General features: G+C 67.2%; 21 protein-coding genes. 5 read left to right on the forward strand and 16 right to left on the reverse strand.

Translation table 11 applies throughout. The features are described from left to right. Positions 1 to 116 precede the first annotated feature (116 nt). Positions 117 to 404 (reverse strand): 4a-hydroxytetrahydrobiopterin dehydratase, encoded by a 288-nt coding sequence (locus ASE59_RS12450; RefSeq protein WP_056456550.1) that lies wholly within the window; start codon positions 402 to 404, stop codon positions 117 to 119. A 45-nt stretch (positions 405 to 449) separates the two neighbouring features. Between ASE59_RS12450 and ASE59_RS12455 the strand changes: the two genes are divergently transcribed. Genes ASE59_RS12455 through ASE59_RS12465 form a run of 3 tightly spaced genes read left to right on the forward strand, consistent with a single transcriptional unit; the run spans position 450 to position 2,040 of the window. After that, complete coding sequence (locus ASE59_RS12455; RefSeq protein ID WP_056456552.1) at positions 450 to 845, forward strand: metallopeptidase family protein; 396 nt, start codon at positions 450 to 452, stop codon at positions 843 to 845. A 44-nt stretch (positions 846 to 889) separates the two neighbouring features. Further along, positions 890 to 1,408, forward strand: a complete 519-nt coding sequence (gene ccmA, locus ASE59_RS12460) for a heme ABC exporter ATP-binding protein CcmA (RefSeq protein ID WP_414899185.1) — start codon at positions 890 to 892, stop codon at positions 1,406 to 1,408. Further along, positions 1,405 to 2,040 (forward strand): heme exporter protein CcmB, encoded by a 636-nt coding sequence (locus ASE59_RS12465; protein ID WP_056456556.1) that lies wholly within the window; start codon positions 1,405 to 1,407, stop codon positions 2,038 to 2,040. The genes ccmA and ASE59_RS12465 overlap by 4 nt, the downstream gene beginning before the upstream one ends. Positions 2,041 to 2,064: 24 nt before the next feature. On the opposite strand, the gene ASE59_RS12470 is transcribed toward ASE59_RS12465, so the two are convergent. From ASE59_RS12470 to ASE59_RS12510, 10 genes are all read right to left on the reverse strand, one after another. Next, positions 2,065 to 2,934, reverse strand: a complete 870-nt coding sequence (locus ASE59_RS12470) for a class I SAM-dependent methyltransferase (protein ID WP_056456559.1) — start codon at positions 2,932 to 2,934, stop codon at positions 2,065 to 2,067. Next, positions 2,934 to 4,328, reverse strand: a complete 1,395-nt coding sequence (gene thrC / locus ASE59_RS12475; protein WP_056456561.1) for a threonine synthase — start codon at positions 4,326 to 4,328, stop codon at positions 2,934 to 2,936. Before thrC ends, ASE59_RS12470 begins: the two co-directional genes overlap by 1 nt. Positions 4,329 to 4,339: 11 nt before the next feature. Then, positions 4,340 to 4,948 carry an SURF1 family protein gene (locus tag ASE59_RS12480; RefSeq protein ID WP_235515750.1) on the reverse strand — a complete coding sequence of 203 codons (609 nt, stop codon included), beginning with the start codon at positions 4,946 to 4,948 and terminating at the stop codon, positions 4,340 to 4,342. Beyond that, entirely contained in the window at positions 4,945 to 5,328 is a 384-nt protein-coding gene (locus ASE59_RS12485; RefSeq protein WP_056456562.1) for a DUF983 domain-containing protein, read from the reverse strand. The genes ASE59_RS12480 and ASE59_RS12485 overlap by 4 nt, the downstream gene beginning before the upstream one ends. After that, positions 5,328 to 6,242 (reverse strand): cytochrome c oxidase subunit 3, encoded by a 915-nt coding sequence (locus ASE59_RS12490; RefSeq protein ID WP_056456652.1) that lies wholly within the window; start codon positions 6,240 to 6,242, stop codon positions 5,328 to 5,330. The genes ASE59_RS12485 and ASE59_RS12490 overlap by 1 nt, the downstream gene beginning before the upstream one ends. Before the next feature lie 52 nt (positions 6,243 to 6,294). Then, the gene (locus ASE59_RS12495; protein WP_056456564.1) at positions 6,295 to 6,828 is read right to left on the reverse strand and encodes a cytochrome c oxidase assembly protein; all 534 of its coding nucleotides are present in this window, start codon (positions 6,826 to 6,828) and stop codon (positions 6,295 to 6,297) included. After that, positions 6,825 to 6,959 carry a hypothetical protein gene (locus ASE59_RS20930; protein ID WP_268795281.1) on the reverse strand — a complete coding sequence of 45 codons (135 nt, stop codon included), beginning with the start codon at positions 6,957 to 6,959 and terminating at the stop codon, positions 6,825 to 6,827. The genes ASE59_RS12495 and ASE59_RS20930 overlap by 4 nt, the downstream gene beginning before the upstream one ends. Further along, positions 6,956 to 7,855 carry a heme o synthase gene (locus ASE59_RS12500; protein WP_056456566.1) on the reverse strand — a complete coding sequence of 300 codons (900 nt, stop codon included), beginning with the start codon at positions 7,853 to 7,855 and terminating at the stop codon, positions 6,956 to 6,958. Before ASE59_RS12500 ends, ASE59_RS20930 begins: the two co-directional genes overlap by 4 nt. An 89-nt stretch (positions 7,856 to 7,944) precedes the next feature. Beyond that, the gene (locus ASE59_RS12505; protein ID WP_056456569.1) at positions 7,945 to 8,706 is read right to left on the reverse strand and encodes an SDR family oxidoreductase; all 762 of its coding nucleotides are present in this window, start codon (positions 8,704 to 8,706) and stop codon (positions 7,945 to 7,947) included. Positions 8,707 to 8,748: 42 nt separating this feature from the next. Then, entirely contained in the window at positions 8,749 to 11,898 is a 3,150-nt protein-coding gene (locus ASE59_RS12510) for a helicase-related protein (RefSeq protein WP_082458355.1), read from the reverse strand. Between the two features lie 146 nt (positions 11,899 to 12,044). Here ASE59_RS12510 and ASE59_RS12515 point away from each other — a divergent pair, with 146 nt between their 5' ends. Beyond that, positions 12,045 to 12,980, forward strand: coding sequence for a TraB/GumN family protein (locus ASE59_RS12515; protein ID WP_056456658.1), 936 nt, complete (start codon positions 12,045 to 12,047; stop codon positions 12,978 to 12,980). A gap of 216 nt (positions 12,981 to 13,196) precedes the next feature. Here ASE59_RS12515 and ASE59_RS12520 read toward each other — a convergent pair whose 3' ends face one another. The 5 genes from ASE59_RS12520 to ASE59_RS12540 form a co-directional block, all read right to left on the reverse strand. Continuing rightward, positions 13,197 to 13,580 carry a hypothetical protein gene (locus tag ASE59_RS12520; protein ID WP_056456571.1) on the reverse strand — a complete coding sequence of 128 codons (384 nt, stop codon included), beginning with the start codon at positions 13,578 to 13,580 and terminating at the stop codon, positions 13,197 to 13,199. 90 nt (positions 13,581 to 13,670) lie between these two features. After that, entirely contained in the window at positions 13,671 to 14,723 is a 1,053-nt protein-coding gene (locus ASE59_RS12525; RefSeq protein WP_056456573.1) for an aldose epimerase family protein, read from the reverse strand. 118 nt (positions 14,724 to 14,841) lie between these two features. Beyond that, positions 14,842 to 17,712: a TIM-barrel domain-containing protein gene (locus tag ASE59_RS12530; RefSeq protein ID WP_082458358.1), complete on the reverse strand. Its 2,871-nt coding sequence runs from the start codon at positions 17,710 to 17,712 to the stop codon at positions 14,842 to 14,844. Beyond that, the gene (locus ASE59_RS12535; protein WP_056456575.1) at positions 17,712 to 19,337 is read right to left on the reverse strand and encodes a DUF5597 domain-containing protein; all 1,626 of its coding nucleotides are present in this window, start codon (positions 19,335 to 19,337) and stop codon (positions 17,712 to 17,714) included. The genes ASE59_RS12530 and ASE59_RS12535 overlap by 1 nt, the downstream gene beginning before the upstream one ends. 578 nt (positions 19,338 to 19,915) lie before the next feature. Continuing rightward, the gene (locus tag ASE59_RS12540) at positions 19,916 to 21,697 is read right to left on the reverse strand and encodes a hypothetical protein (RefSeq protein ID WP_156360061.1); all 1,782 of its coding nucleotides are present in this window, start codon (positions 21,695 to 21,697) and stop codon (positions 19,916 to 19,918) included. 233 nt (positions 21,698 to 21,930) lie between these two features. Here ASE59_RS12540 and ASE59_RS12545 point away from each other — a divergent pair, with 233 nt between their 5' ends. Further along, positions 21,931 to 26,544, forward strand: coding sequence for an NAD-glutamate dehydrogenase domain-containing protein (locus ASE59_RS12545; RefSeq protein WP_056456581.1), 4,614 nt, complete (start codon positions 21,931 to 21,933; stop codon positions 26,542 to 26,544). The last annotated feature ends 159 nt before the right edge of the window (positions 26,545 to 26,703 follow it).

Consider the following 26,703-nt stretch of genomic DNA (forward strand, 5'->3'; position numbering starts at 1 on the left):
AGGGGGCCGGTCGCGTCCGCTTCAAGAACATTGAACCCGATGGATCCCGGCCTATTCGGGGACGGCCCCCCGTGCACGTCGACGGCCCTTACCTGTCAACGTGTACGGGACCCCGCCTACTCCACCAGCGCGTCGATCGCCTGTGCCATGTCGATATCACGGTCCGACAGCCCGCCCGCGTCATGCGTGGTCAGCAGAATGTCGACGCGGTTATAGACGTTCGACCATTCGGGATGGTGATCGGCCTTCTCCGCCAGCAACGCCACCTGCGTCATGAACGCGAACGCCTGCGAAAAATTGTCGAAGGTGAAGCTGCGGACGATCGCATCGCGCCCCGCATCATGGTCCCAGTCGGGCAGGCCGTCCAGCGCGTCGGCGCGTTCGGCTTGGCTCAGCGGTTCCATCGTCCCTCCCTTGTCTCCTGATGGCGAACGCCTATTGCTTGGGCCATGTCCGATCAAGCGCGAACCGCCCCGAGTGCCGCCGAGATGGAAGCGTTGGCGCGCGCGGCGCTTGCCCGCATTCTCGAACCGTTCGCCGGCCACCTATCGGACATCGTCCTGCTGGTCGAAGAGTTTGCCGACGACGAAACGCTGGCAGCGATGGAGATGGAGCCGTACGAGCTGACCGGCCTGTATCATGGCAGCCCGATCGGTGAGAAATCGATGTTCGACGGGATGCGCCTGCCCGATCGCATCCATCTGTATCGCCAGCCCTTGCTCGCCGAATGGTGCGAGACCGGCGTCGATCTGGGCGACCTGATCCGGCATGTCGTGGTGCATGAGGTCGGCCATCATTTCGGCCTGTCCGATGATGACATGCGCGCGCTGGAAGACGCGGATTGAGCCTGCTGACGTTCGATCGGGTCAGCGGCGCGCGGGGACAGCGGATGCTGTTCGCCGACCTGTCGTTCGATCTGGGGGCCGGCGCGGCGTTGCTGGTGCAGGGGCCGAACGGGGTCGGCAAATCGACGCTGGTGCGGATCGCCGCCGGTCTGTTGCCGCCGGCCGAAGGTAGCGTCGTGCGCGGCAGGGCGGTGGCGTTGTTGAGTGAAGCGGCAGCGCTCGACCCGCAACTACCGCTGGTGAAGGCGCTGGGCTTCTGGGCCGGGTTGGACGGCGCGCGCGGCCGGGTGGTGGCGGCGCTGGCGGCGATGGGGATCGATGCACTGGCGGAGGTGCCGGTGCGGATGCTGTCGACCGGGCAACGCCGCCGCGCCGCGATCGCGCGGGTGATCGCCGGTGGCGCGCCGCTGTGGCTGCTCGACGAGCCGGCCAACGGGCTGGATGCGGCATCGCTCGAACGGCTGGAAGCGGCGATCGCGGTGCATCGTCATGGGGGCGGAGCGGTCCTGGTCGCCAGTCATGTGCCGGTGGCGCTGCCGGGCGCGCGGGTGGTGACGCTATGACCCCGCTGATCGTCCGCGAATTGCGGATCGCGTGGAGCGGCGGCGGGTTGCTGTTGCCGGTTGCCTTCTTCCTGCTGGTGGCGACGCTGTTTCCCTTCGCGATCGGCCCGGATGCGGTGCTGCTCGCCCGGATCGGCGGCGGGGTGGCATGGGCGGCGGCGCTGCTGGCGGCGCTGCTGCCGATCGAGCGGCTGGTCGCGCCCGATGTCGATAGCGGCGTGGTCGATCAACTGGTCGTGCGCGGGTGGAGCGACAGCGGCATCGCGCTGGCCAAGACGATCGGCCATTGGCTGGGCTTCGCGCCGGCGGTGATGCTGGCGGCGGGGCTGGCGGCGGCGTTGCTGGGGATCGATGCGCCCACGCTGCTGCTGCTGGAGGCGGGGTTGCTGATCGGGACGCCGGGGCTGGCGGCGCTGAGTGTCGCGACGGCGGCGCTGGTCGCGGGATTGCGCGGCGGCGGCGCGGTGGCGGGGCTGGTGATGCTGCCGCTGGCGTTACCGATCGTGATTTTCGGGGCCGGGGCGCTGGAGGGCGGCGTAGCGGCGATGAAGCTGCTGGCAGCGACCAGCCTGTTACTGTGTGCGGGCGGACCGGTGGTGGCAGGCGCGGCGATGCGGATCGGCCGGACCTGAAATCCTTCCCGGCACGGGGAGAATTTAGGAGTTGGTCCACCGCGCAAAGATCGCCGTCGGCAGCGTCAGCCCGCGCGTTTCCTCGCGCACGCCGAGTTCCCCGCATTCGACCCGCCCGCCCAGATCGCCGAGCGACTGCCGCAGCAATTCGCCGATCGCCAGCGCCGACATGCGCACCGCGTACACCGTGAGGAACAGGAACCGTGAATTGCCGTCGAGCAACTGCCGGCAATCGGCGATCATGCCCGAGAGATGCTCCTCCAGCTTCCACACCTCGCCATTCGGCCCGCGCCCCCATTTCGGCGGATCAAGGATGATGCCGTCATAGCGCCGTCCGCGCCGGACCTCGCGCGCGACGAATTTCGCCGCATCCTCGACCAGCCAGCGGACCGGCTTGTCGGTCATCTCCGACAGCGCGGCATTGGCGCGCGCCTGCTCGACCGATTTCTTCGACGCATCGACATGGACGACCCGCGCCCCCGCCGCCGCGAGCGCAAGGCTGCCGACGCCGGTATAGCCGAACAGGTTCAGGCATTCGGGATCGGTCGCGCCGTCCAGTCGCCCGCGCATCCAGTCCCAGACCGGCGCCATGTCGGGAAAGAAACCCAGATGCCGGAACGGCGTGTTGCTCGCCGAAAAGCACACCTCGCGCCACGTCAGCGGCCAGTCGCGCGGGGGCTGTTTGAAGAACTGCCAGCGCCCGCCGCCATCCTCGTCCGACCCCGGCACGAATTCGCCATGCGCGTCCCACTCGGCCAGCGCCGGCGCCCACATCGCCTGCGGCTCGGGCCGGATGAAGCGATACGGGCCATAGCGTTCGAGCTTGCGACCATGGCCGCAATCGATCAGCCCGTAATCGCCCCATGGTTCGCCAATAAGTGCGATCGGGTCCATTACGCGCGCGGCGTCGCCCGTTCGGCGATCCATTCCGTCACCGCCTCGAACGTCGCGGGCAAGGTGACATAGCGTTCCTCGCGATCGAACAGGTCGCCGACACGCGGCGGCAGCGGGGCGCGGGTGCCGATCGCGCGCTCGACCGCGTCGGGGAATTTGGCCGGATGGGCGGTGGCCAGCGTCACCATCGGCGCGTCGATGCCGCTGTCGAGTGCGGCGGCAAGGGCAATGGCGGTGTGCGGGTCGATGGTCTGCGCGGCATGGTCGCAGGCCCAGCGCATCGCCTGCGCCATGCGGTCGCCATCGACGCGCTCGCTCTGGAACAGCGCGCCCGCGCCCTGATGCTGCGCATTGGTCAGCCGCATCGCGCGGCTCGCTTCGAAGCCGCGCATCTGCTCGCCGAGCGCCACGCCATCCCGTCCGCCAAGGTCGTAGAGCAGGCGTTCGAAGTTCGAGCTGACCTGGATATCCATCGACGGGGTCGCGGTCGGCGTCACCTGCGCGCTCGAATAATCGCCGTTGGTCAGCGCGCGGTGCAGGATGTCGTTGACGTTGGTCGCGACGATCAGCTTGGCGATCGGCAGCCCCATCTGCGCCGCGACGAAGCCGGCGAACACATCGCCGAAATTGCCGGTGGGGACCGAGAAGGCAATTGCCTTGTCCGGTCCGCCCAGCCGCACGGCGGCATAGAAATAATAGACGACCTGCGCCATCAGGCGCGCCCAGTTGATCGAGTTCACCGCCGACAGGCGGAAGCGACCCGAAAACGCGGGGTCGTTGAACATCGCCTTCACCAGCGCCTGCGCGGTGTCGAAATCCCCTTCGATCGCAATGTTATGGACGTTGGGCGACAGCACGGTCGTCATCTGCCGCCGCTGCACGTCGGACACGCGGCCCGCCGGGTGCAGCATGAAGATGTCGATATGCTCGCGGCCCGCCACGGCGTCGATCGCCGCCGATCCGGTATCGCCGCTGGTCGCGCCGATGATCGTCAACCGTTCGGTCGTGCCGGTCAGGAAGCGTTCGAAGAACAGCCCGAGCAGTTGCAGCGCGACGTCCTTGAACGCCAGTGTCGGCCCGTGGAACAATTCGAGCAGCCACTGGTCGTGATCGATCTGCACCAGCGGCGTCACCGCCTTGTGGCTAAACCGGCCATAGGCGGTTTCGCACAGTTCCAGCAGTTCGGATTCGCTGAGCGCATCGCCGACGAACGGCGCCATAACCCTGGCGGCGGTCTCGGCATAGCTCAGCCCCGCCAGCGCGGCGATCTCCTCGCGGGTCAGCGTCGGCCATGCGTCGGGCAGATACAGGCCGCCATCGCTGGCCAAACCGGCCAGCGTCGCGCCGGCGAAGTCGAGATCGGGCGCACGGCCCCTGGTGCTGACATACCGCATGGGGTGTGCGGTTAGCGGCTGCGGCGGCGAAGTGCCAGCAAGTATGTGATGACCGCGGCCAAGGCGAAGGCGAACCACTGCACCGCGTAGGCGAGGTGGTTGTCGGGCAGGCTGGCGGGATCGGGGCGGTGGCTGGCGCGAAGGCCGGTGGCGGGGGTATCGGACACGATCATCGGTGCGGGCGGCGTGGCACGACCGGTCAGTCGGTCGAGCAGCGTCGGGCCACCGGGCGCCTGGCTGAGCGTGCCGGCGACGGGGCCGCCGGACCAGACCGGGCGCAGCTTCGGATTGGCAGCGACACCCATGTCGACGCGGAACGGCTGGCCAGTCGGGCCGGTACACGCCGCGATGTGGCGATACCCCGAACTGCCATCGACCGCGCGGCCGGCACCCATCGTCCAATCGCCGACCTGCGCGCAGATGGCGGTGACGCGCGCCAACAACAGGTCGTCGGTGATCCGTGCCGGCAGCGGTTGCGCCGGGCGATCGAGATTGGCGCGGGCATGGGCGATCAGCATCGCCTTTTCCGCCCGGCGCTGCAATTGCCACACGCCCAACGCGACCATCGCCGCGACGGCGAGCAGCACGATCAGCGTCGGAAGAATCGGCAGGCGTTTCACAAGCGCGGGTCGATCCGGCCTTCGCGCGCGCCACGCTTATATTCGAGCGCGATCAACATGCCCTTGGCGATGCGCAGGCTGCCGACGACGCCCAAAATGGTCAGCGGCACCCATAGCAGCACATGGACCCACCATGGCGGACCGGCGGCAAGTTCCAGCCAGATGGCGAGGATGGTGATGATCGTGCCGATGCCGAGCGTCAGGAACGCCGCCGGCCCGTCACCGACATTGAACGCGGCGAAATCAAGGCCACAGACCGAACAGCGATCGGCAAAGGCGACGGGACTGCGGAACAGGGTCGGTGCGGCGCAACGCGGGCACAGGCCGCGCACGCCGCAATCGAAGGGCGCGGGACCGCCTGCGCCCGGTTGATCGGGCATCAGCCGCCGTGGATCGGCGCGCCCCAGCCGCCCCACACATAGATGACGACGAACAGGAACAACCACACCACGTCGACGAAGTGCCAATACCATGCCGCCGCTTCGAACCCGAAATGCTGCTTGGGCGTAAAGTCGCCCTGATAGGCGCGGATCAGGTTGACCGCGAGGAAGATGGTGCCGACCAGCACGTGGAAGCCATGGAACCCGGTCGCCATGTAGAAGGCGGCGCCATAGTTCAGACCTTTGAACGGCATCGGCGCATGGATATACTCATAGGCCTGGATGCACGAGAACAGCGCGCCGAGGATGACGGTCAGCCACAGCCCCTTCTTGACGCCGTCATTCTCGCCCACGCCGATCGCGCCCCAAAGCCCCTTCAGCGCGCCACCACGCTGGTTGTGGATCAGCGCATGATGCGCCCATGTCACGGTGGTGCCCGACAGCAGCAGGATGAAGGTATTGAGCAGCGGCAGTTCGAAGGCGTTGAGCACTTCGAGGCCCGCCGGCGGCCATTGCGCGGCGACGGCGGTGTTGCCCGCCTCGATCAGCGAGACGCCGTCTTCGTGATTATACTGGATCGCGGCGGGGAAGAGCGAGAAGTCGAACCACGACCAGAACCAGCCGACGAAGAACATCACTTCGGACGCGATGAACAGGATCATGCCGTAGCGCAGGTGAAGCTGCACCACCGGCGTATGGTCGCCCGCCTTCGATTCGCGGATCACGTCGGCCCACCAGAAGCCCATGCAGGCGAGCGTAGCGATCAGCCCGGCCCCGAACACGAACCCGCCGAGCGGCGCTTCGTTCAGATACATCACGCCGCCCGCCGCCATCATGAAGGCGGCCATCGAACTGGCGAGCGGCCAGATGCTGGGGGGCAGGATATGAAAATCGTGGTTCTTCGCGCCTGCCATCATCCGTCCCTAAGCTGTTCGCGCCTTTTGCGGAGCGTGTTTGCGCGCGATCCTAGCTCTTCGTCGCGCCCGAATCCACCGGGTAAAATGTGTAGGATAGGGTGATTGCGCGAATGTCCTTCGCATCGGGGTCGTCGTGGATCTTGGGATCGACGAAGAAGATGACCGGCATGCGCACCTTCTCACCCGGCTGCAGCGTCTGCTCGGTGAAGCAGAAGCACTGGATTTTCGTGAAATATTTGCCCGCCTGACTGGGCGTCACGTTGAAGGTGGCGGTGCCGGTGACCGGGCGGTCGGACAGGTTCTTCGCGGTGAAGAACGCCATGTCGCGCGCGCCGATATCGACGGTTTCGGACGCGCGCTCGGGCCTGAATTCCCATCCCAACGCCGGATTGGTATTGGTGTCGAAGCGCACCACGACCTTGTCACCGATGCCGCCGGGGGCCTGTTGCCCGCGCTGGGTGGTGCCGTTGAAGCCGGTCACCTGACAGAACATGCGGTACAGCGGCACGCTGGCGAACCCGACCCCGGTCATGCCGACCACCGCCGCCACCGCCATCAACGCGACCCGCAGATTGCGGGTCATGCGCCCATTCCCGCCTGAATCTTCACGATCGTGATCGCGAACAACAGCACGACGAAGCCGCCGAGCAGCCACGCCATTACCTTTGCCCGTTCGCGCTGCCGGGCGCGGATGCGGTCGTCCTGTTCGCTCATGCCAAAATCCACCGATCGGCGACCAGTGCGCCGAAGATCGCAAAGAGATACAGGATCGAGAAGGCGAAGAGCCGCTTTTCGGGCTTCATCTTGTCGTCCTGCCGCGTCGAACGCACCGCGACCTGCACCGCCAGCAGCCCGAAGGTCGCGGTCAGCAGGCAGGCGGCGACGCCATAGATCGCACCGGTCAGCCCTAGCGGCCACGGCGCCACCGCGACCGCAGCCATGGGGATGGTGTAGAGGCCGATCTGGGTCCGTGTCGTGCGCTCACCCGCCACCACCGGCAGCATCGGCACGCCGGCGTTGGCGTAATCGGTCTTCACGAACAGCGCCAACGCCCAGAAATGCGGCGGCGTCCACAGGAAGACGAGGCAGAACAGCAGGAACGGCAGCAGCGCGACATCGCCGGTCGCAGCCGCCCAGCCGATCAGCGGCGGAAACGCGCCCGCCGCCCCGCCGATGACGATATTCTGCGGCGTCCGACGCTTCAGCCACACGGTATAGACCAGCACGTAGAACAGGATCGACACGGTCAGGATTGCGGCGGCGGCCAGGTTCACCGCCAACCCCATCAGCACGACCGAAAAGATCGACAGGCCGACGCCGAAATGCAGCGCCGATTGCCGATCCATCCGACCGGCGGGGAGCGGCCGCCCCTGCGTCCGCTTCATCTTCGCGTCGAGATCGGCTTCGTACCACTGGTTCAGCGCACCCGCCGCCCCGGCGCCCAGCGCGATGCACAGCACGGCGGTGAAGCCGATCACCGGATGGATCGCGACCGGCGCGGCCAGCATGCCGCACAGCCCGGTAAAGACGACCAGCGTCATCACTCGCGGCTTGGTAAGGGCAAGGAAATCGCGCCAGTCGGCGGGCAGGGTGATCGTCTGCGCGGTCATTGCCGTCGTATAGGCGGTTGTGGGAGCCGGGGAAAGCACTGCCCGCCCCGTCCTGTCAGCAAAACTCGACATGACGAACCGGTGCGATCCTATCGCCGCCGCATCTGTTGCCGCAATTTACCCGGCATCCACCGCGCGGCGAAGCGCATCCGTTTGGCGGTGGGGCCGACCGGTGTGTGGATGCTGTCGCCATGCACCGCGTCCCACGCCGCCTGCGCCACCACCGCGACGGGGGTGAACTCCAGCCCCGCCGCGCGCACTTGCTGCCGGACATTATAGTTGCTGCCGACCAGCGACGCGTCGAGCAGCGGCGTATCGATGAAGCCCGGCATCAGCGAGCGCACGCGGATGCCGTCCGCCGCCCATTCGCCGTCGAGCGCCTCGGTCAGCCCACGCACCCCGAACTTCGTCGCCGAATAGACCGCCGCCCCCGCCGTTCCGTAAATCCCCGCCGCCGATGCGGTGTTGAGCAGGCAACCGCCGCTCGCCTTCAGGAACGGGTGGCTCGCATGGGCGCCATGGATCACCCCGGTCAGGTTGACCGCGATCGTCCGTTCGATCGTGGCGGCAGTCATCTCTGCGAACACCCCGCCGGCGGCGATGCCGGCATTGTTGAACAGCACGTCGATGCCCCCGCCCCCCGCAAAACGGCCAAGGGGCGCATCCCATGCGGCGCGATCGGTCACGTCGAACACGAACGTCGCCGCACCGCCCGGCAACAATGCCGCCGTCTCCGCCAGCCCGGCGGCATTCACGTCCGCCAGGCCGATCCGCCAGCCGCGCGCGGCAAACAGTTGCGCCACCGCCCGCCCGATGCCCGACCCGCCGCCGGTGATGAAGATCGCTGTCATCCCCGCAACATCCGCCAGGATCGGCACCGACGCCAGCGGTTTTCAGACCGCCACCGTCTCCAGCACGTCGCGCACCTTGGTCAGCCGTTCGCCGGCGTCGTCGATCCGCGTCGGCATGATCCAGCGCCCGTTCTTTTCGGTCAGCCCGTCGATATCGGGCACCGCGCCCCCGCCCTGCGGTGTCAGCGCGATGGCGGCAGGTCCGGCATCGACCTTCGCCACCGCCGCCGCCTGCGCCAGCAAACGGATACGCGCCAGATCGATCAACAGCCGCGCTTCCTCGGGCAGGGCACCGAACCGGTCCTCCAGTTCCTCCTCGAACGCATCGAGCGCACCTTCGCTTTCGATCCGTGCCAACCGGCCGTACAGGACCAGCCGCACCTCGGTCTCTGGAATCCACGTTTCCGGCAGCCGCCCGGCGATGCCGAGATGCAGTTCGGGCACGACCCGGTCGACCACCTCGCCGCGCGCCGCACGCAACGCACGACCGAGCAGATATTGATACAGGTCAATGCCGATCAGCTTCATATGCCCGGCCTGTGCCTCGCCGACCAGATCGCCCGCCCCGCGCAGGTCGAGGTCGCGCGCACTGATCGCAAACCCCGCACCCAGCCGGTCGAACGCCTGCAACGTCCGCAACCGCTTCAGCGTCGCCTCGGCGATCGCATGGTCGGGGTCGGTCAGCAGCAATATCTGCCCGCGCCGCCCGCCGCGCCCTACCCGCCCGCGCAACTGGTGCAGCTGCGACAGGCCGAACCGGTCGGCATGGTGGACGATCATCGTGTTGGCGCGCGGCACGTCCAGCCCGGCCTCGATGATGTTGGTCGCCAGCAGCACGTCACCCTCGCCATTGGCAAAACCGACCATCGCCGCGTCGATCTCCGCCGCCGGCATCTTGCCATGCGCGACGGTCAGCGTCAGTTCGGGCGCCAGCTTGCGCAGTCGTGCCTCCAGCGGTTCGATATCCTCGATGCGCGGCACCACGACGAAGCTTTGCCCACCGCGCGTGCGTTCGCGCAGCAATGCGGTGCGCACCGTCACCTCGTCGAAATTGGTCACCGCCGTCCGGATCGGCTGGCGCAGCGCCGGCGGGGTGGCGAGGACCGAGAGTTGCTGCAACCCGATCAGCGCGCTTTGCAACGTGCGCGGGATCGGCGTCGCCGACAGCGTCATGACATGGTCGGACAGTTCGCGAAGCTTCGCCTTGTCCTTCGCGCCGAAACGCTGTTCCTCATCGATCACCACCAGCGCGAGGTCGTGATAGTCGACGCCCTTGCCCGCCACCGCCTGCGTCCCGATCACGACGCCGATCGATCCGTCGGCAAGGCCCGCCTTGACCCGCTTCTTCTCCGCCGCATCGGACAGGCGCGACAGGCCGGTGACCTCGATCCCTGTCCCCTCGAAGCGGCGACGGAAGGTTTCGACATGCTGGCGCACCAGCACCGTGGTCGGCGCGGCGATGGCGACCTGCCGCCCCGACAGCGCGACGATCGCGGCGGCACGCAGCGCGACCTCGGTCTTGCCATAGCCGACATCGCCGATCACCAGCCGGTCCATCGGCCGCCCCGCCGCCAGATCGGCGCGGGCAGCGGCGATGGCGCGCGCCTGATCGGGGGTCTCGGTGAACGGAAAGCCGGCGGCAAAGCGTTCATAGGCGGCAATATCCGCCTCGATCGGCGCCACCTCGATCGCGTCGCGCTCCGCCGCGATCGCCGCCAGTTCGCGCGCGCTCTCGGCAATCGCCGCGTCGATCGCGCCGCGCCGCTTCTGCCAGCTCGACCCGTCGAGCGCGTCGAGGCTCACCGCATCGCCATCCGCGCCATAGCGCCAGATGCGATCCGCCTCCACCACCGGCACCAGCCGTCGTGCGCCCTTGGCATATTCGAGCACGATCGCATCGCCCGCTTCCTCGCCCGGCAACTGCTCCAGCCCGACGATGCGGCCGATACCGAAATCCTCGTGCACGATCACGTCGCCGACACGCAGTTCGCCCGCCTCCGCAAACAGCGGATTGGCGCTCGCCGCCGCCAGTTCGTCGCCGCGCGCCCGCCCGCCGAGCAGGTCGCCGCCCGCGACCACCGTCACCCCGTCCGCCACGAAACCGCGATCGATCGGTGCGGTCAGCAGCATCGCGCTGCCCGGTTCGGCGCGGACCGCCTCGTCCCATGCGTCGATTGTCACCGGCTCGGTCCGGCCGAGCGTCGCCAGCCGCTTGCGCAGGAAGCGCAGGTCGCGCGGACTACCCGCCAGTACCAGCCGCCCGCCGTCGAGCACCTCGCGCGCGAACTTGCCGAACGCGCGGGCCGGCGCGCGGTGGGTGACGAAGCGCGGCGGCGCCGGTTCGTCCTTGGGGAGGCCGATCCGGTCGCGCTCCTTGAGCAACGCCTCCCAAGCCTGCCGGTCGACCAGCGTCGCCGCATCGCGCCGCCGCCGCCGGGTCGCATCCTCGGCCAGATCGAGGAACCGTGCGCGCCGCCGCTCGGCATCGGGGTCCATCGCCACCGCCGCCCCCGGCAGATGGTCGAGCAGCGACACGCCCTTCATCGTCACCGGTTCGGCCGCGCGACCGATCGTCACCTCGCCCAAATCGGTGTCGCCGCGCTGCGTTACCGGATCATAGCTGCGGATCGTGGTGATCGCGCCGTCCGCCACGGTCACCCGGATCGGGCAGATCGCATCGGCGGGAAAGATATCGACCACCCCGCCGCGCACCGCGACCTCGCCCGGTTCGTCGACCCGATCGTCGACCACATAACCCAGTTCGACCGCGCGGTCGGCGAAGTCGGCCATGTCGATCGCATCGCCGATTCGCAGCACCGGCGGGGCGGCGTCGAAATCTTCCGGGGTGGCGATGCGCAGTGCCGTCGCCTCGGGCGCGGTGATGCAGGCGACGCGCCGTTTGGTCACCGACGCCATGCGCAACCGCCGCAGCGCCGCGACGCGCGCCCCGGCATTGCCGGGCGAAGCAGGCGCATCGTCGCCGGGCAACGCGTCGCTGGCCGGCAGATACACGACATCCGCCCCCGGCGCGAACGCCGTCAGTGCCGCGGCGATCGCGCCGGCGCGGGTCTCGTCGCTCGCCACGAACAGCACCGGGCGTTTCGCGACCTCCACCGCCAGGCATGCCGCGATCGGACCGATCGCATGCTCCCCCGTATCAGGACGATCGGGGGCGGCGGTGGTGTTCGGCATGGCGGAGTTCCCGGCAAGGCCCGGATATCGGGCGGAGAACTCTTTGAACGAAGCGTCTGCCGCGTCCGTTCCTGCGGCCTGTCGCATGGCAAGCGCCGCTGCTATGCAGGCGACACCGCCGGTCCGCCGGCCCTGTGGAGATGTCGATGTCCTCGATCCTGCTGCGCTTCGGCGCCGCGTTCAGCCTGATGACCGCCCTGCCCGCCATGGCGCAGACCGCACCGGCCCCGGTTGCCGAAACCCCGGCTTCCGACCCCGCCGCCGCGACTTCGCGCGACGCCGATCCGGCATTGTGGGTGGTCAAGGACAAGGACACGACCATCTATCTGTTCGGGACGATCCACGTCCTGAAACCCGGCCTGTCGTGGTTCGACGAAGCGGTGAAGACCGCGTTCGACAAATCGAACGAGGTCGTGCTCGAAATCCCGATGCCGACGCCTGAACAGGCGCAGGCGGCGGTGATGAAGTCCGCCGTCAACGTGACCGGCCCGAAGCTGAGCGAAAAACTCCCCGCCGCCGAACGCGAAGCCTATACCAAGGCGGTCGCCGATGCCGGCTTGCCGGCCGGGGCGCTCGAACAGCTCGACCCGTGGTTCGCCGCCTCGACGCTGACGCTCGTGACGTTGCAGAAGCAGGGCTATGACCCGCAGAGCGGCGCCGAGCAGACGATTTCGCAGGCTGCGAAGGTCGCGGGCAAGCCGGTCACCGGGCTGGAGACGCTCGAACAGCAATTCGGCTTTTTCGATGCGCTGTCCGACGCCGCGCAGGTCACGTTCCTAAGCGAAACGATCAAGGAACTGCCGACCGCGGGCGAACAGGTCGACAAGATGGTCGACCAATGGGCCAAGGGCGATCCCGCCGCGCTCGCCGCGACGATGAACGAGGACATGACCGTTTCGCCCGAACTGCGCCGCGTCCTGCTGACCGATCGCAATGCCCGCTGGGCCAAGTGGATCGGGGAACGGATGAAGCGCCCCGGCACCGTCTTCGTCGCCGTCGGCGCCGGGCATCTGGCCGGCACCGGCAGCGTGCAGGACGCGCTCAAGCGCTACAAGCTGCGCGCGACGCGGGTTAAGTACTGAACCATCGACTCCCCTCCCTGAAAGGGAGGGGCCGGGGGTGGGTAGGCCCGCGAGGGAGGGTGAGCGCTCCACAACCGGCCAACCCACCCCAACCCCTCCTTGTCAGGGAGGGGAGTAAAGCCGCCCCAACAAGAAAACGGCCGGCGGATCGCTCCGCCGGCCGTCAGGCATATGTCACGACAACGGCCCGGAAGGGAGCCGCCATCGGTAATCGGATCAGGCGTTGCAGGCCTGCGCCGCCTTGCCCGGCTGGGTCAGGGTGATTGTCTTGGGCGTACCGGTCAGGCTGTAACCACCCTCGGCGGTCAGCGGCTTGCCCTTTTCCTCGGCCTTCAGGCGGACGGGCATTTCGCCCTGCTTGGCGCGGAAGTTCGCCTGCGTTTCGCCTTCGAAGAAGTCGACATAGACGAGGCTGTTGTCCTTGCAACGGAACGTCACGCTGGCCTTGACGGGCGGGGGTAGTTCCACCGGGGCACGGTTGGCGAGCTGCGATGCCAGCGGATCGGGCGCGCGCGTGTCGAGCTGCTCCGGCTGCGACTGACCACAGGCCGAAAGGGCGAAGGCCGCGGCGGAGGCGGCGAGGAGAAGGGGGTGCTTCATAGGATTTAAGCCGTTCGCAAACGCAAACGTTTTCGTCAAGCAGGGTTGTGCGCCGCGCAACGAAGGTTCGTCGCGGCGCGGCACAGGCGTTCAGCCGACGGAGAACGCAAACCGTATAATGCTGTTCCACCGCTGACCCGGATCGAGCCGTGCGGAGGGAAATTCCGGTCGGTTCGGCGTGTCGGGATAGGCTTGCGGCTCCAGACACACGGCATCGCCCTGCCGGTACAGCCGCCCACCCTTCCCCGGCTCCGCCCCGCCCAGGAAATTGCCCGAATAGAGTTGCAGTCCCGGCGCGGTGATCGACAGCGTCATCGTCCGCCCCGACCCCGGATCGGCGAGCGTGGCGGCGGGACGCAGCGTCCCCGGCTCACCACGCACGATGAAATTATGATCGTAGCCGCGCCCGATCGCGATCTGGTCGTCCCGCCCGTCGCGCACCCGATCGCCGATCGCATGGGGGGTGCGGAAATCGAACGGCGTGCCGGCGACCGTGCGCTGCTCGGCCGTAGGAATCGACGTCGCATCGACCGGCAGGAACGCATCCGCCTCGATCGTCAGGTGATGGCGCAGCGCCTCACCCCGCCCGCTCAGGTCGAAAAAGGCGTGGTTGGTCAGGTTGACGACGGTCGGCGCATCGGTCGTCGCGTCATATTCGATGGTCAGCGCGTCATTGGTCAGGCGATAGGTCGCACCGGCCTCCACCGTCCCCGGATAGCCGGCATCGCCATCGGGACTGATCAGCGTAAGGCGCACCCATGCCGCGTCATCGTCGCTGCCGATCTCGGCCACGTCCCACAGCCGCTGGTCGAACCCGTCCGATCCGCCGTGCAGGTGGTTGGGCGCGTTGTTGGTTTCGAGGGTGTAGGTCCGCCCGTCGAGGCTGAACCGCCCGAGCGCGATCCGGTTGGCATAGCGCCCGACCGTCACCCCGAACCACGACGGCCGGTCGCGATAGGATTGCACAGCGTCGAACCCCAGCACGATATCGGCCACCGCCCCATCGCGATCGGGCACACACAGCGATTGCAGCGTCGCGCCGAACGGCAGGACGCGGGCGGACAACTGCCCCGCACGAAGCTCGATCGCCTCGGCGGGCGCGTTGTCCAGCGTCCCGAATGCCACCCGTTCCGCGATTGCCATGCCATTCTCCGCCAAGAATCGTCATTCCCGCGAAGGCGGGAATCCATTGCCGCCAACGGTGCGGCTCTTACGCACCAATAGCATATATGGATTCCCGCCTTCGCGGGAATGACGTACCTTATTTCGTTCGTGCGCGCGCCCGTAACGGCACCTTCACCTCGCGCCCGTCATACGTAAACGCCGTCGCCGCATTGTCCGCGAAATCCGGCGCCACCGCCGAACCCGGTGTATGGAAGCGCACCGATATCGCCCGCTTCGCGGTCATGCCGGCAAAGCTACCCTTGCGCGCGCCGATCGTCAGCGTCTTGCTCGCCTCGTTCCACGTCAGCGGGATCTGCGACGACTGTCCCTTGCGATAGCCTTCGGAAAGGCCATCATCCTCGAACAGCGTGTAGCTGCCGTCCTTGCCGGTAAAAACGTGCAGCACGTACGGCGCGTCCAGCTTCTCGGCGGTAGACTGCACCTCGGCCCCGGTCGGCACGATCGATCCGGCCCGGACATAGAGCGGCAGCACCGCCATCGGCGCGGCGGCGGTGATCGTCTGCCCGCCCTTCACATACGCGCCGGTCGCGAAGTCGTACCAGTCGGCCCCGGCCGGCAGATAGACCGAACGGCTGGTCGCGCGATATTGCGTCACCGGCGCCACCAGGAACGCTGACCCGAACATATATTCGTCGTCGACGCCCCAACTCTTGCGGTCGGCGGTGAAGTCCATCGCCAGTCCGCGCATCATCGTCCCGTCGCGATGCCACGTCTCGGCCGCCAGCGAGGTGATGTAGGGCAGCAGCCTGTACCGCAGCCGGTCATACTTCGCGAGCGCATCGTACAGCGCCGGATCGCTCGCCCCCAGTTCATAGATTTCGCGGTACGGCGTCTCGCCATGACTGCGGAACAACGGGCTGAACGCGCCGAACTGGAACCAGCGCAGGTTCAGTTCCTTCCATTCGGCCAGATGCGCGGGGTCCTTCTTGGCATAGCGCTCCTCGACCGCGAAGCCGCCGATATCGTGCGTCCAGTTGGGCACGCCCGACATCGACAGGTTGACGCCCGCCGAAATCTGGTCACGCAGATCGTCCCAGCGCGATGCGACGTCACCCGACCACAGGGCGGCACTGGCGCGTTGCACGCCGCCATAGCCCGAGCGGGTGAGGATGAACGGCCGCACGTCGGGTTTCGCGACGCGCAGGCCATCGGTGACCCCCTCGGCATGGACCAGCGGATAGCTGTTGAAGAATTCCTCGGCCGGCCCCTGCGCGGTCGGTCCCATCCGCTCGATACGCTGTTCGATCGACAGGTTCGAATGGATGTCCGGCTCGGTCGCGTCCATCCACCACGCATCGAAGCCCTTGTCGACCAGTGCGTCCTTCATCTGCCGGAAATAGATGCTGCGCGCTTCCGGCGCATAGGGGTCATAATCGGTGTTGCGATAGCCTCGACCCACCCAATCCTTCTCGTTGGCGATCAGGTTGCCTTGGTACAGATAGCCCTTGGCCGCCAGTTCCTGCGCGTTCTTGGTGTTCGGATAGAATTTCGGCCACACCGAAATCATGATCCGCGCGTCCTGTGCATGGACGTCGTCGACCATCCGCTGCGGCTTGGGAAAACGCGCGGGATCGAAGCAATGGCAGCCCCATTGATCCTCGGGCCAATAGAACCAGTCCTGCACGATATTATCGAGCGGAAGCCTACGCTTGCGATATTCAGCGACGACGCCCTGCAGTTCCGCCTGGGTGTTGTAGCGCTGGCGGCTCTGCCAGAAGCCATAGGCCCAGCGCGGCATCAGTGCCGCCTTGCCGGTCAGCGCGCGGTATCCGGCGATGACGCCGTCCATATCCTTGCCCCCGACATAATAATAATCGAGCGCATGGGCGACGTCCGACGACCACCACAGCGAATGGCGGTCGGCTTGCGGCAACGGATCGTTCTGGAACAGCGCGATATAGCCGGCATTCGGCTCCCACTCGATCCGCACTTCGGCGGCCTTGCCCGCGGTCATCGGCAGATCGAAATTATGGAACCACGGATTCCAGTTCTGCCGCCAGCGGTTCAGTACCTCCTTGCCGTCGACGAACACTTTCACATAGCTCGACGAATAGAGGCGGAATTTCTGGACGCCGGTCGTGCTCGGCATGACGGTGCCGGTCCACACCACCTTCTGCGTCTGCACCGCATTGCCGGCGGTATTCTGTCCGGTGGTCGCGGCGACGGTCTGCGCCTTGGCCTCGGCCGGCCAGTTCGCCTGATCCTTGATGAACTGATAGTTGATCGTCGGTTCGCGGCGCGTGACGGCAAGGCGATCGCCCAGATAATATTGCGCCTGCCAGCCGGCCTGCCCGCCCGAAGTGACCTTCATCCCATCGCCGACCAGCTTGTAGGGCTGCGGATTGCCGAAGCGGGTGATGCCGTTATTGTCCCACAGCACCCCGTACTTCTTCGTCGACACGACGAAGGGGATGCCGATGTCCATATTGTGCTGGGCGAGTTCGACGTCCTCGCCATTGTAATTCATCTGCCGGTTCTGATGCTGGCCGAGACCGTAAAAGCCTTCGTCGGTGCCACGGTTGAACTGCTGCCGGATCGAGACGAACTGCTCGCCCCCGGCATTGCGCGGGATAAAGGCGGCGCGCGGCGCTTCCTCCAGCGTCAGCTTGCCCGCCGCATCGCGGAAGCGGACCTGCCCGTCATCGGTGTCGATCTCGGCCGATCCGCCGGCGGTCTTGACCACGACCAGCTTCGGCGTCTCACGCACGGTGAAGTCGCCGGCGGGCTTGGCGGTCACCATCAGGCTGTCGGGCGTGTCGAGGGTCGCGTTCGGCACCGCCGTCACCCGGAACCGGTCGGGACCATAGACCAGCACCCGCACCCGCTTGGCGGGGCCGGCATCGGGGGTCACCACCACCCCGCCCGGGACCTTCGTCACCTCGGCAGCCAGCGCCGGCATGGATACCGACAGGGCAAGCGACAACAGCGTCCAGCGAAGCGTCTTCATCAGCGATACGTCCCCATCGTCACGCGCAGCAGCATCGGCCGCGCGGTAAAGTTCAATCCATAATCGGTCTGGTCACCGTTCATCACACGGCGGGCCACGAAGCTGCCGTCATCGGTCAGCGTCCCTTCCTCGACCTTGATGAACATTGCGGTCTCCCCCTTGCTCTTGTCGGCAAGCTCGATGTTCACGCGGATATCGGTGCCGGTGACCAGAAACTGGTCGGGCGCGAGGTGCAGCACCGCCATGCCGCCAACCGGCTGCGCGGCATGCGGCGGCGGGGCAGCCTTCAGCCACGGTGAATCCATCGACCCGAACTGCCATTCGCCATATTTGGCCGACACCTGCCACCGGCCCATGACCTTCACCTGTTCGGCCTCCGGCGCATCCTTGGCAGTACCCCAGCCGGGGTTGGAATAGGCCAGCTTCGCCCAGCCGCGCGCCATCGGTTTCAGGAACGCATAGGGCCGCGCAAACGCATCCAGCGTCGCCTCGTCCAGCGTCACCGCGCCCAGCGGATGGTTGGAATAGCCGGTATCGTCCATGCCGAACGGCGCCCAGCCGATCCCGCCCCGCCCCAGCGTCGGCCACAAAAAGCGCGCGAAATCAGCGGCATTGCCGGTTTCCGGCACCAGCAACGCATTGTCCGCCCGCGCATAATGGTCGAGGAACTTGAGGTAATCCTTGGCGCTGCGGGTATAGAGGTCGGGCGCGACCGCATCGATGTTCGGCGCCGCTGCCTTCCACACATCGATCACCTGCCAGTCGGGACCGCCGCTGGCGCCACCCGACTTGCCCGGCGGGGCGAACGGCCCGCCGACCGCCGCGTTGACATACATCGGCAGCTTCCACACCGCCTTCCCCGCCGCGGCGATCCGGTCGATATAGCGCGCGATGTACCAGGCGTTGAACGCCGGTTCGGCATTGTCGCCATAAACCGCGGTCCAGTTGCCGCGCTTGCCGGTCTGCTTCGCCAGTTCGGGCGGCACCTCGCCCGCGAACAGCCGGTTGGCCTCGGGCGAATAGTCGCGCGCCTGCTGGTACACTCCGACTTCATTCTCGGGCTGGACCATGATGACGCTGTGATCGGGGTCATGCTCCTTAAGGTATCGCATCAGCGCCACGAACGCCTTCTTGTCCGCTTCGAACGTCGCCTGCCCATGCGGCGACAGCGCATAATGCGTCTTGCCTTCCTTGGTCCGCATCCGGGGGAACCGCGCATTGTCGCGCTTCACCCATGCCGGGACGTAGCCGGGCGAAGTGTTCTTCCACGTCCCGAACCAAAGAAGCACCAGCTTCACCCGACGTTCGCGCGCCTGCGGCAACAGCGCGTCGAGATAGCTGAAGTCATACTGCCCCTCGACCGGTTCGATCTGCTCCCACGCGACCGGGATCTCCAGCGTATTGGCGTGGAGCCGTTCGACCATCGGCCACACCTGCGGCAGCATCGCGGGATAGTTGCTCGAATTATTGGCCTGTATGCCCAGCATCAGGAACGGCGCGCCATCGACAAGCAGCGCGTGGCGGCCACCCCGGCTCTCGATCCGCGGCGCCTCACCCGGCGCCGCCGACGCGGCCGTCCCCGCGACCAGCGCCCATGAAGCCAGTGCCACCGCCCATCCGCGCATCGCCGCTCTCCCCGCCGCCACCGGCTTGCTGCCGACAACGTTGTCACGCCCTTACCGCGAGACGACATATCAGACAATTGGCTTCTTTATTTGGGCGGGCGGGCAGCGCCGTTGCTGTGGGGTCAGGCGGGGACCCGGAGCTTAGAGCGTAATGACATGGTTTTGACCCATCGTGACGGAGCGAAAATGAGTGCGCGGCAAGGAGCGAGGAGGGAGCGGGGCCTTGCCCCCGTGACCGACGAGCGACGCCGCCACACAGTCATTTTCGCCCGCCGCCATGCGGTTGCGCCTGGGCGCTCGCCGAACGGGTCAAAACCATGTCATCGCGCTCTAAAGGGCTAGGCAGACCAACCGTCATACGAGCATTCACGTCTCGATCCCCTCTCTCCCCTCCCTGGAAGGGAGGGGTTGGGGGTGGGTTGGCCCGCGAGGAAACGCCTCGCCATCCCCAGACTGTCTCACCTCGCCAAGGGAGGAAGCGGCTCACCGACCTTTCAACCAAACGTCGATCGACCCATGCCACCTGAACTTGCACTGACACATACCGCCGACGATGTGCTGCAACCGACCCGCAACCCCTACCGCCCGCTCACCTTCGGCAACAACGCCGCCGCAGCCGCCTGTTCGGGCGTCTCGAACGGCCCCTTCGCCACCGGCAACAGGGTGCTGCGCGCCTCCTCGTCGATATCGCGCGCGACCAGTTCCTCGCCCAGTTTCAACCGCGGCTCCGGCGCGGCAGGCACCGCCTGCACCACCTTGTACAGTCCACCCACCGCGACATCGGTGGCACGGTCGCCGGCCACGTCGAAACTATTGTAATAGGCGATCAGCGGCAGGATACCGTCGGGATCCTGCCGGTTGGCCTTGACGATAAACCCACGCGCTTCGTCCAGCCGCTGGCGCCGCTCGCTTGCCGGTGCGCGCATCGCCAATTGGGTCAGCGCGGTCCCCTTCCACACCATTGCATTGGTATCGGCCGGTGACTGGACCAGCGCACGGTCGGCAGCGGCCAAGCATTCGGCCGGATTGCCCGCGCGGCACTCGGCCTCGGCCAGCAGCAGCTGGTTCTCGATCAGGTCGGGAAAGCGGGTCGCGTTGCCGCGCAACCGCTCCAGCCACGCCGTGCGCCGCGCCAGTGCCGCGTCGCGCTTCGGCCCGCTGTCGGGCACGTCGATCCGCGCCCCCATTTCCAGCCGCCCCCGGATCAGCCCCGCCTCGGCCCGCGTCAGCCGGCGGATGGTCGGTTCGGCAATGCGATCGGCGGCAAAGGTGACGCGGTCGAACGGCGCCTTGCTGCCGCGAAACAGCATGACCGCGCGTTGCAGGTCGGCAAGTTTGCCGAACACGCCGGCGGCTCGCTCCGGATCGGTGCCGGTGGCGACGGCGGCGAGATATTGCTCCAGCCGCGGTTTCCATGCGTCGTTGAAGTACAGGAAATGGACCATCCGCCACGCATGATAGGGGGTCCACGCCCGCCCCTCACCGGTCAGATACCGACCGTCGAAGACATGCTTGATCGGATAGTCGCCGAACCGGTCCATGACCTTGAAAAAGCCTTCGGGACGCTGGCCGTAATCGATGGTGGTATCCCCGGCGACCATGGTCGAAAAGAGTTCGCCGAACCCCTGCACGAACCAGCGCGGATAGGCGGCCGGGAAATAGGTCATCAGATAATTTTGCGCGAAGCCGCTATAGAGCCGCGAGTTGGCCGACTGGCAGACCACGATCTCGTTCGCCGGGAATTGCGAAAGATATTCGGCGGTCTCCCCGTTGGAGATCGGATCGGGGCGCACGACAGGGAAATTGCTTTGCAGCGGGCTGTCTTCCCCGGCACTGCAATTGCGACTGGTCGGACGCCCCCGCGACGGTTGCAGGATCAGGTTGAGGTCGGTCTCGGTAGTCGCCAGCACCGGCCCTTCCGGGCGCGGATTGTAATAGATGGTCTGCGCAAACTCATGCGGGTACGGTCCATATTGCCAGCGCGAGTCGGTCAGCCGCAGATGCTCGAACTCAGCCGCATCGCCGATGATCGTCACCGCGATCTTGATCGTATCGTCGGGCTGGTCGACCCGCCCCAACAGCGCCGACAGCAGGAAATGCAGCTTTTCCAGATTGTGCGCGGTCGCGCGCAGCCGCTTTTCGTCACCCTGGCTGAACACCGCGACGTGCGGCGTTTCCGCCATCCGCCAGCCGCTCATCTCGATCTTCTTCCCGTCGACCTTCTGCCCGTCCATACTACGGCCGGTGACGGTGATGGTGGTGTCGCCATTGCGGACCGGCGCGGTCAGCTGGGCATAAGCGGGCATGGCAGCCGGGATCGCCACGACGGCACAAGCAACGAACAGTAAACAGCGTTTCATATTGCTATGCTCCACTTGCCCGTGCAACGGGATCGAGCGACATCAGGCGCCCTAATCTTGCAAAATGCAAGTCGCTCTGCCCCGTTATTGCGCCGGTTCCGGATGAAATCATGGCCACTCCACCGCAACGCATGATCCGCAGTCGAAGAGTAATATAATTACCGCACCGCGACATTTTGTTCGCAACTGCCACAAGGGTTGAGCCGGTCGAAAAGCCGTCGCATAGCCCGGCCATGACACCAAAAGCGAAGCTCGCCCGCCCCCTGGAAACGCTGCTGGTCGACAGTGCGCTCCCCGGCGAAATCGAAGGTCTGGATGCAGCGGCCCGCGCCGATGCCGCGCAGTTCGTGGCGGCGACCGCCGCGCACCGATCGCCCGGCACGGTCAGCGTCGCCTTGGAGACACTCAGCCGGGGTGAGGCGCGACGGATGCGGCTGGCGGTCATCAACGACGACATGCCGTTCCTGGTCGATTCGATCGCCAGCACGATCGTCGCCCACGACATCGCCATCGACCGCATCCTGCACCCGGTCGTGCCGGTCACCCGCGACGCGGCGGGCACGCTGACCGACCTGGCGGGCGAGGGTCGCCGCGAATCGATGATCTATATCGAAATGGAGCGCGCCGATGCCCGCGTGCGCCACGCGCTGGTCGCGGAGATCGAACGCAATCTCGACCATGTCCGCGCCGCCGTCGCCGACTGGCGGGCGATGCAGGCGGCGATGCAGGCCGATGCCGCCCGCCTGACCGCGCACGCCGACACTGCCGAGGATGCGGCGCTGCTGAACTGGTTCGTGGCGGGCAACCTGACGCAGCTGGCACATGAACGCTGGTCGCGCGACGGCGTGGTCGGCGAACGCCTCGGCCTGTCGCGCGCAAGGCTGGAAGTGCCGCTCTTGGCCGACGCGTCGCGCCAGCGCGCGATCGAATGGTTCGATGCCGGCAATCGCCAGCCGCTGCTGCTCAAATCCAACTGCATCTCGACCGTCCACCGCCGTGCGCCGATCGATCTGGTGCTGGTGCCGGTGGTCGAGGGCGACACGGTGACCGGCGTGTCGATCCATGGCGGGCTGTGGACCAGTGCGGCGTTGCAGGCCGATCCGGCCGATGTGCCGGTATTGCGTCGAAACCTGGCGGCGCTGCGCACCAAGTTCGGCTTCGACCCTTCGGGCCATGCCGGCAAGGCGCTCGCCCACGCCATCTCGACGCTGCCGCACGACCTGACCACCGCGTTCAGCCCGGAGGCGCTGGAGCAGCTGGCGCTGACCGCCATGTCAGTCGCCGATCGCCCGCGCTCGCGGCTGGTACTGATCCGCTCGGCGTTGGGGCGGCATCTGTTCGCGTTCGTGTGGCTGGGCCGCGACGACGTAACCACACAGCGGCGCCTCGCGATCGGCGACATGCTGGCACAGGCGGCCAACGCGTCGATCCTCAACTGGTCGATCGCAATGGAGGATGGTGAGGCAGCACTGATCCGCTACGTCCTCGACCTGCGGCAGGACGGGCGCATGCCCGAGGCCGGCGAGCTAGACCGGCGGATCGAACGCATGGTGCGCGGCTGGCGCGCCGCCGTCGAGGGGGCGCTGGCCGAACTGGCGCCCGAGGGGGCGACGCGCATGGCGCTGCGCTTCGCCAACGCCTTTCCCAACAACTATCGCAATTCGAACCTGCCCGACGAAGCCGCGCGCGACATCGTCCGCGTCGCGGCGCTGACCGATGCAGGGTCGCGCTCGGTGCGCATCCTGTCGGCGCCGGGCGAGCGGATGCGGATCAAGGTCTATCGCCGTGGCGGCGCGCTGCCGCTGTCGGATGCGGTGCCGGTGTTCGAGAATTTCGGCTTCCGCGTGATCGAGGAACTGCCGACCCGGCTGGAGGATGACGAAAAGAGCTTCATCCACGATTTCGAGGTCGAGGTGGCATCGGGCGTCGCCCCCAAATTCGACGTCGCCGTGGTCGAGCGCGCGATCGAGGCGGTGCTGGAGAACCGTGCCGAAAACGACGTCTTCAACCGTCTGACCGTCGAGGCGGGCATCGCCCCCGTCGCCGTCGTCCTGTTGCGCGCATGGTTCCGCTATCTGCGCCAGACCGGATTGAGCTACAGCCTCGCCACCGCCGTCGATGCGCTGCGCCGCGCGCCGGGTGTCGCCACCGCGCTGATCGAGCGGTTCAACGCCGCGCACGATCCGTCGCGCGCCGACCGCGACGCCGGCATCGCCGCCGCCGATGCCGCGATCGAAACCGGTCTCGACGCGGTGTCGGCGATCGATGACGACCGCATCCTGCGCAGCTATCGCGGCGTCGTCGCCGCCACGCTGCGCACCAACGCCTTTGCGCCCGCCGCCAACGAAGCCCTCGCCTTCAAGCTCGACAGCGCGAAGGTGCCGGGCCTGCCCAAGCCGCTGCCGTGGCGCGAGGTCTTCGTCTATTCGCCACGCGTGGAGGGCATCCATCTGCGCGCCGGCCCGGTCGCGCGCGGCGGGCTGCGCTGGTCCGACCGCCGCGACGATTTCCGCACCGAAATCCTGGGACTGATGAAGGCGCAGCGGGTCAAGAACGCGGTGATCGTGCCGACCGGGGCCAAGGGCGGCTTCTATCCCAAGCAGCTCCCCGCCCCGTCGAACCGCGACGCTTGGCTGGCCGAGGGAACCGAGAGCTACCGCATCTTCATCCGTTCGCTGCTGTCGATCACCGACAACATCGTCGATGGGAAGGTCGTCCATCCCCACGGCGTGACCATCCATGACGGCGAAGACCCCTATTTCGTCGTCGCGGCCGACAAGGGCACCGCGACGTTCAGCGACGTCGCCAATGCGCTCGCCCTCGAACGCAACTTCTGGCTGGGCGACGCCTTCGCCAGCGGCGGCAGCGTCGGCTATGACCACAAGGCGATGGGCATCACCGCCAAGGGCGCGTGGATCTCGGTCCAGCGCCACTTCCTCGAACTGGGCGTCGACGTGCAGACGCAGGCGATCGACGTGGTCGGCTGCGGCGACATGTCGGGCGACGTGTTCGGCAACGGCATGTTGTTGTCCAAGGCGATCCGGTTGAAGGCGGCGTTCGACCATCGCCACATCTTCCTCGACCCCGAACCCGATGCGGCGGCCAGCTGGACCGAACGCGACCGCCTGTTTGCATTACCCCGGTCGAGCTGGGCCGATTACGATCCGTCGCTGATCTCGGCGGGCGGCGGCGTGTTCCCACGCACCGCTAAGACGATTGCGCTCACCGATCCGGTCCGTGCGATGCTGGGCGTGACCGAGCGCGAGATGGAGCCGAGCGCCCTCATCTCGGCGATCCTGAAGGCCCCGGTCGACCTGATCTGGTTCGGCGGCATCGGCACCTATGTGAAGGACCGCGCCGAAAGCCATCTCGACGTCGGCGATCCCGCCAACGACCGCATCCGCGTCGATGCGCAGTCGCTGCATGCCAAGGCGATCGGCGAAGGCGCGAATCTGGGCGTGACGCAGGCGGCACGCATCACCTTCAGCATGGCCGGCGGGCGGATCAACACCGACTTCATCGACAATTCGGCAGGCGTCGATTGTTCGGATAACGAGGTGAACATCAAGATCGCGCTGAACCGCGAGGTGATCGAAGGCCGCCTCGCGATCGACGACCGCAACGCGCTCCTCGCCCGCATGACCGACGATGTCGCGCATCTGGTGCTGGAGGATAACCGGCTGCAGACGCTGGCGTTGTCGGTGATGGAGAATGACGGCCCCGTCGCGGTGCCGAGCTATGTCCGCGTCATCGAACTGCTCGAAGCCGCCGGCAAGCTCGACCGCGTGGTCGAGGGGCTGGCACCCGGCGACGACTATGTCCGCCGGGCGCAGGACGGGCGCGGCCTCGCCCGCCCCGAACTCGCCGTGCTGCTCGCCAGCGTCAAGCTGGCCTTGCAGGAGGCGATCGAACACTCGGCCCTCGCCACCGATGCCGACATGGCCGGCGACCTCCTCGCCGCCTTCCCCCGCGAGATGCAGGAGACCCACAAGCAGGCGATCTTCGACCATCGCCTGCGCGGCGAAATCGTCGCGACCAAGCTTGCCAACCGCATCGTCAACCGGCTGGGCGTGCTGCACGTCTATGAGCTAGCGGAGGAAGAGGGCGAGGCGCTGGCCGATATCGCCGCGATGTTCGTCGCCGCCGAACGGCTGTTCGACATCGACGCGCTGTACGACCGGATCGAGGGCGCCGACATTTCGGAACGCGCCCGCATCGCCCTGCTCGACGAGGTCGCGGTCGGGGTGCGTTCGCAGATCGCGGACCTGCTGCGCGCCTTCCCCGCCGGCACCATGCCCGCCCATGCCGTCGCGCATCTGCAAAAGGGGGTGGCGAGCCTCGCCGGACAGACCAGCTCGCTGCTCCGCGCCGAGGCCGCGCAACAGCGCGACCGCATCGCTGGCGTGTTGCAGGATGCCGGCGCGCCGCAGGAACTGGCCGGACAGGTCGTGCGCCTGTTCGAACTCGACGGCGCGGTCGGCCTCGCCGATCTCGGCCGCCGGTTGAAGCTCGACGAGACGCGGCTGACGCTCGCCTTCACTCATTTGGGCTTCGCGCTGGGGCTGGACTGGGCACAGGCGGTCGCGGCGCGCATCCAGACCGGCGATCCGTGGGAACGCCTGCTCATCGCCGGCCTCGCCCGAGATTTCCAGCAGCTGCGCTTCGACTTCCTGAACCGCAACGCCGGCAAGGACCCGCAGGCCGCCGTCGAGGCATGGCTGGACGCCAACCGCGACCGGGTGGCCCAGTTCGCGGCGCTGGTCCACCGCGCGCGGCAGGCCCCGGTGGCGAGTGCGGCGATGCTGGCCCAGATCGCCGGGCAGGCCCGGGTGCTGCTGGCGCGGTAAGACAGTCGCTGTTCCCTCTCCCGGCGGGAGAGGGAGGGAGCGGCGCAGCCGCGGAAGGGTGAGCGCGACCGGAACCGCGCGGTAGACCGGATCGGCAGCACGCCTCCCGCCGCCCCCTGGCTCCGGGTCCCACTTCTCGCACGATTGCGTAAAGAAGCA

It is taken from the genome of Sphingomonas sp. Leaf10 (genome assembly GCF_001421245.1).
In the GTDB taxonomy this organism is placed as follows: Bacteria; Pseudomonadota; Alphaproteobacteria; order Sphingomonadales; family Sphingomonadaceae; genus Sphingomonas.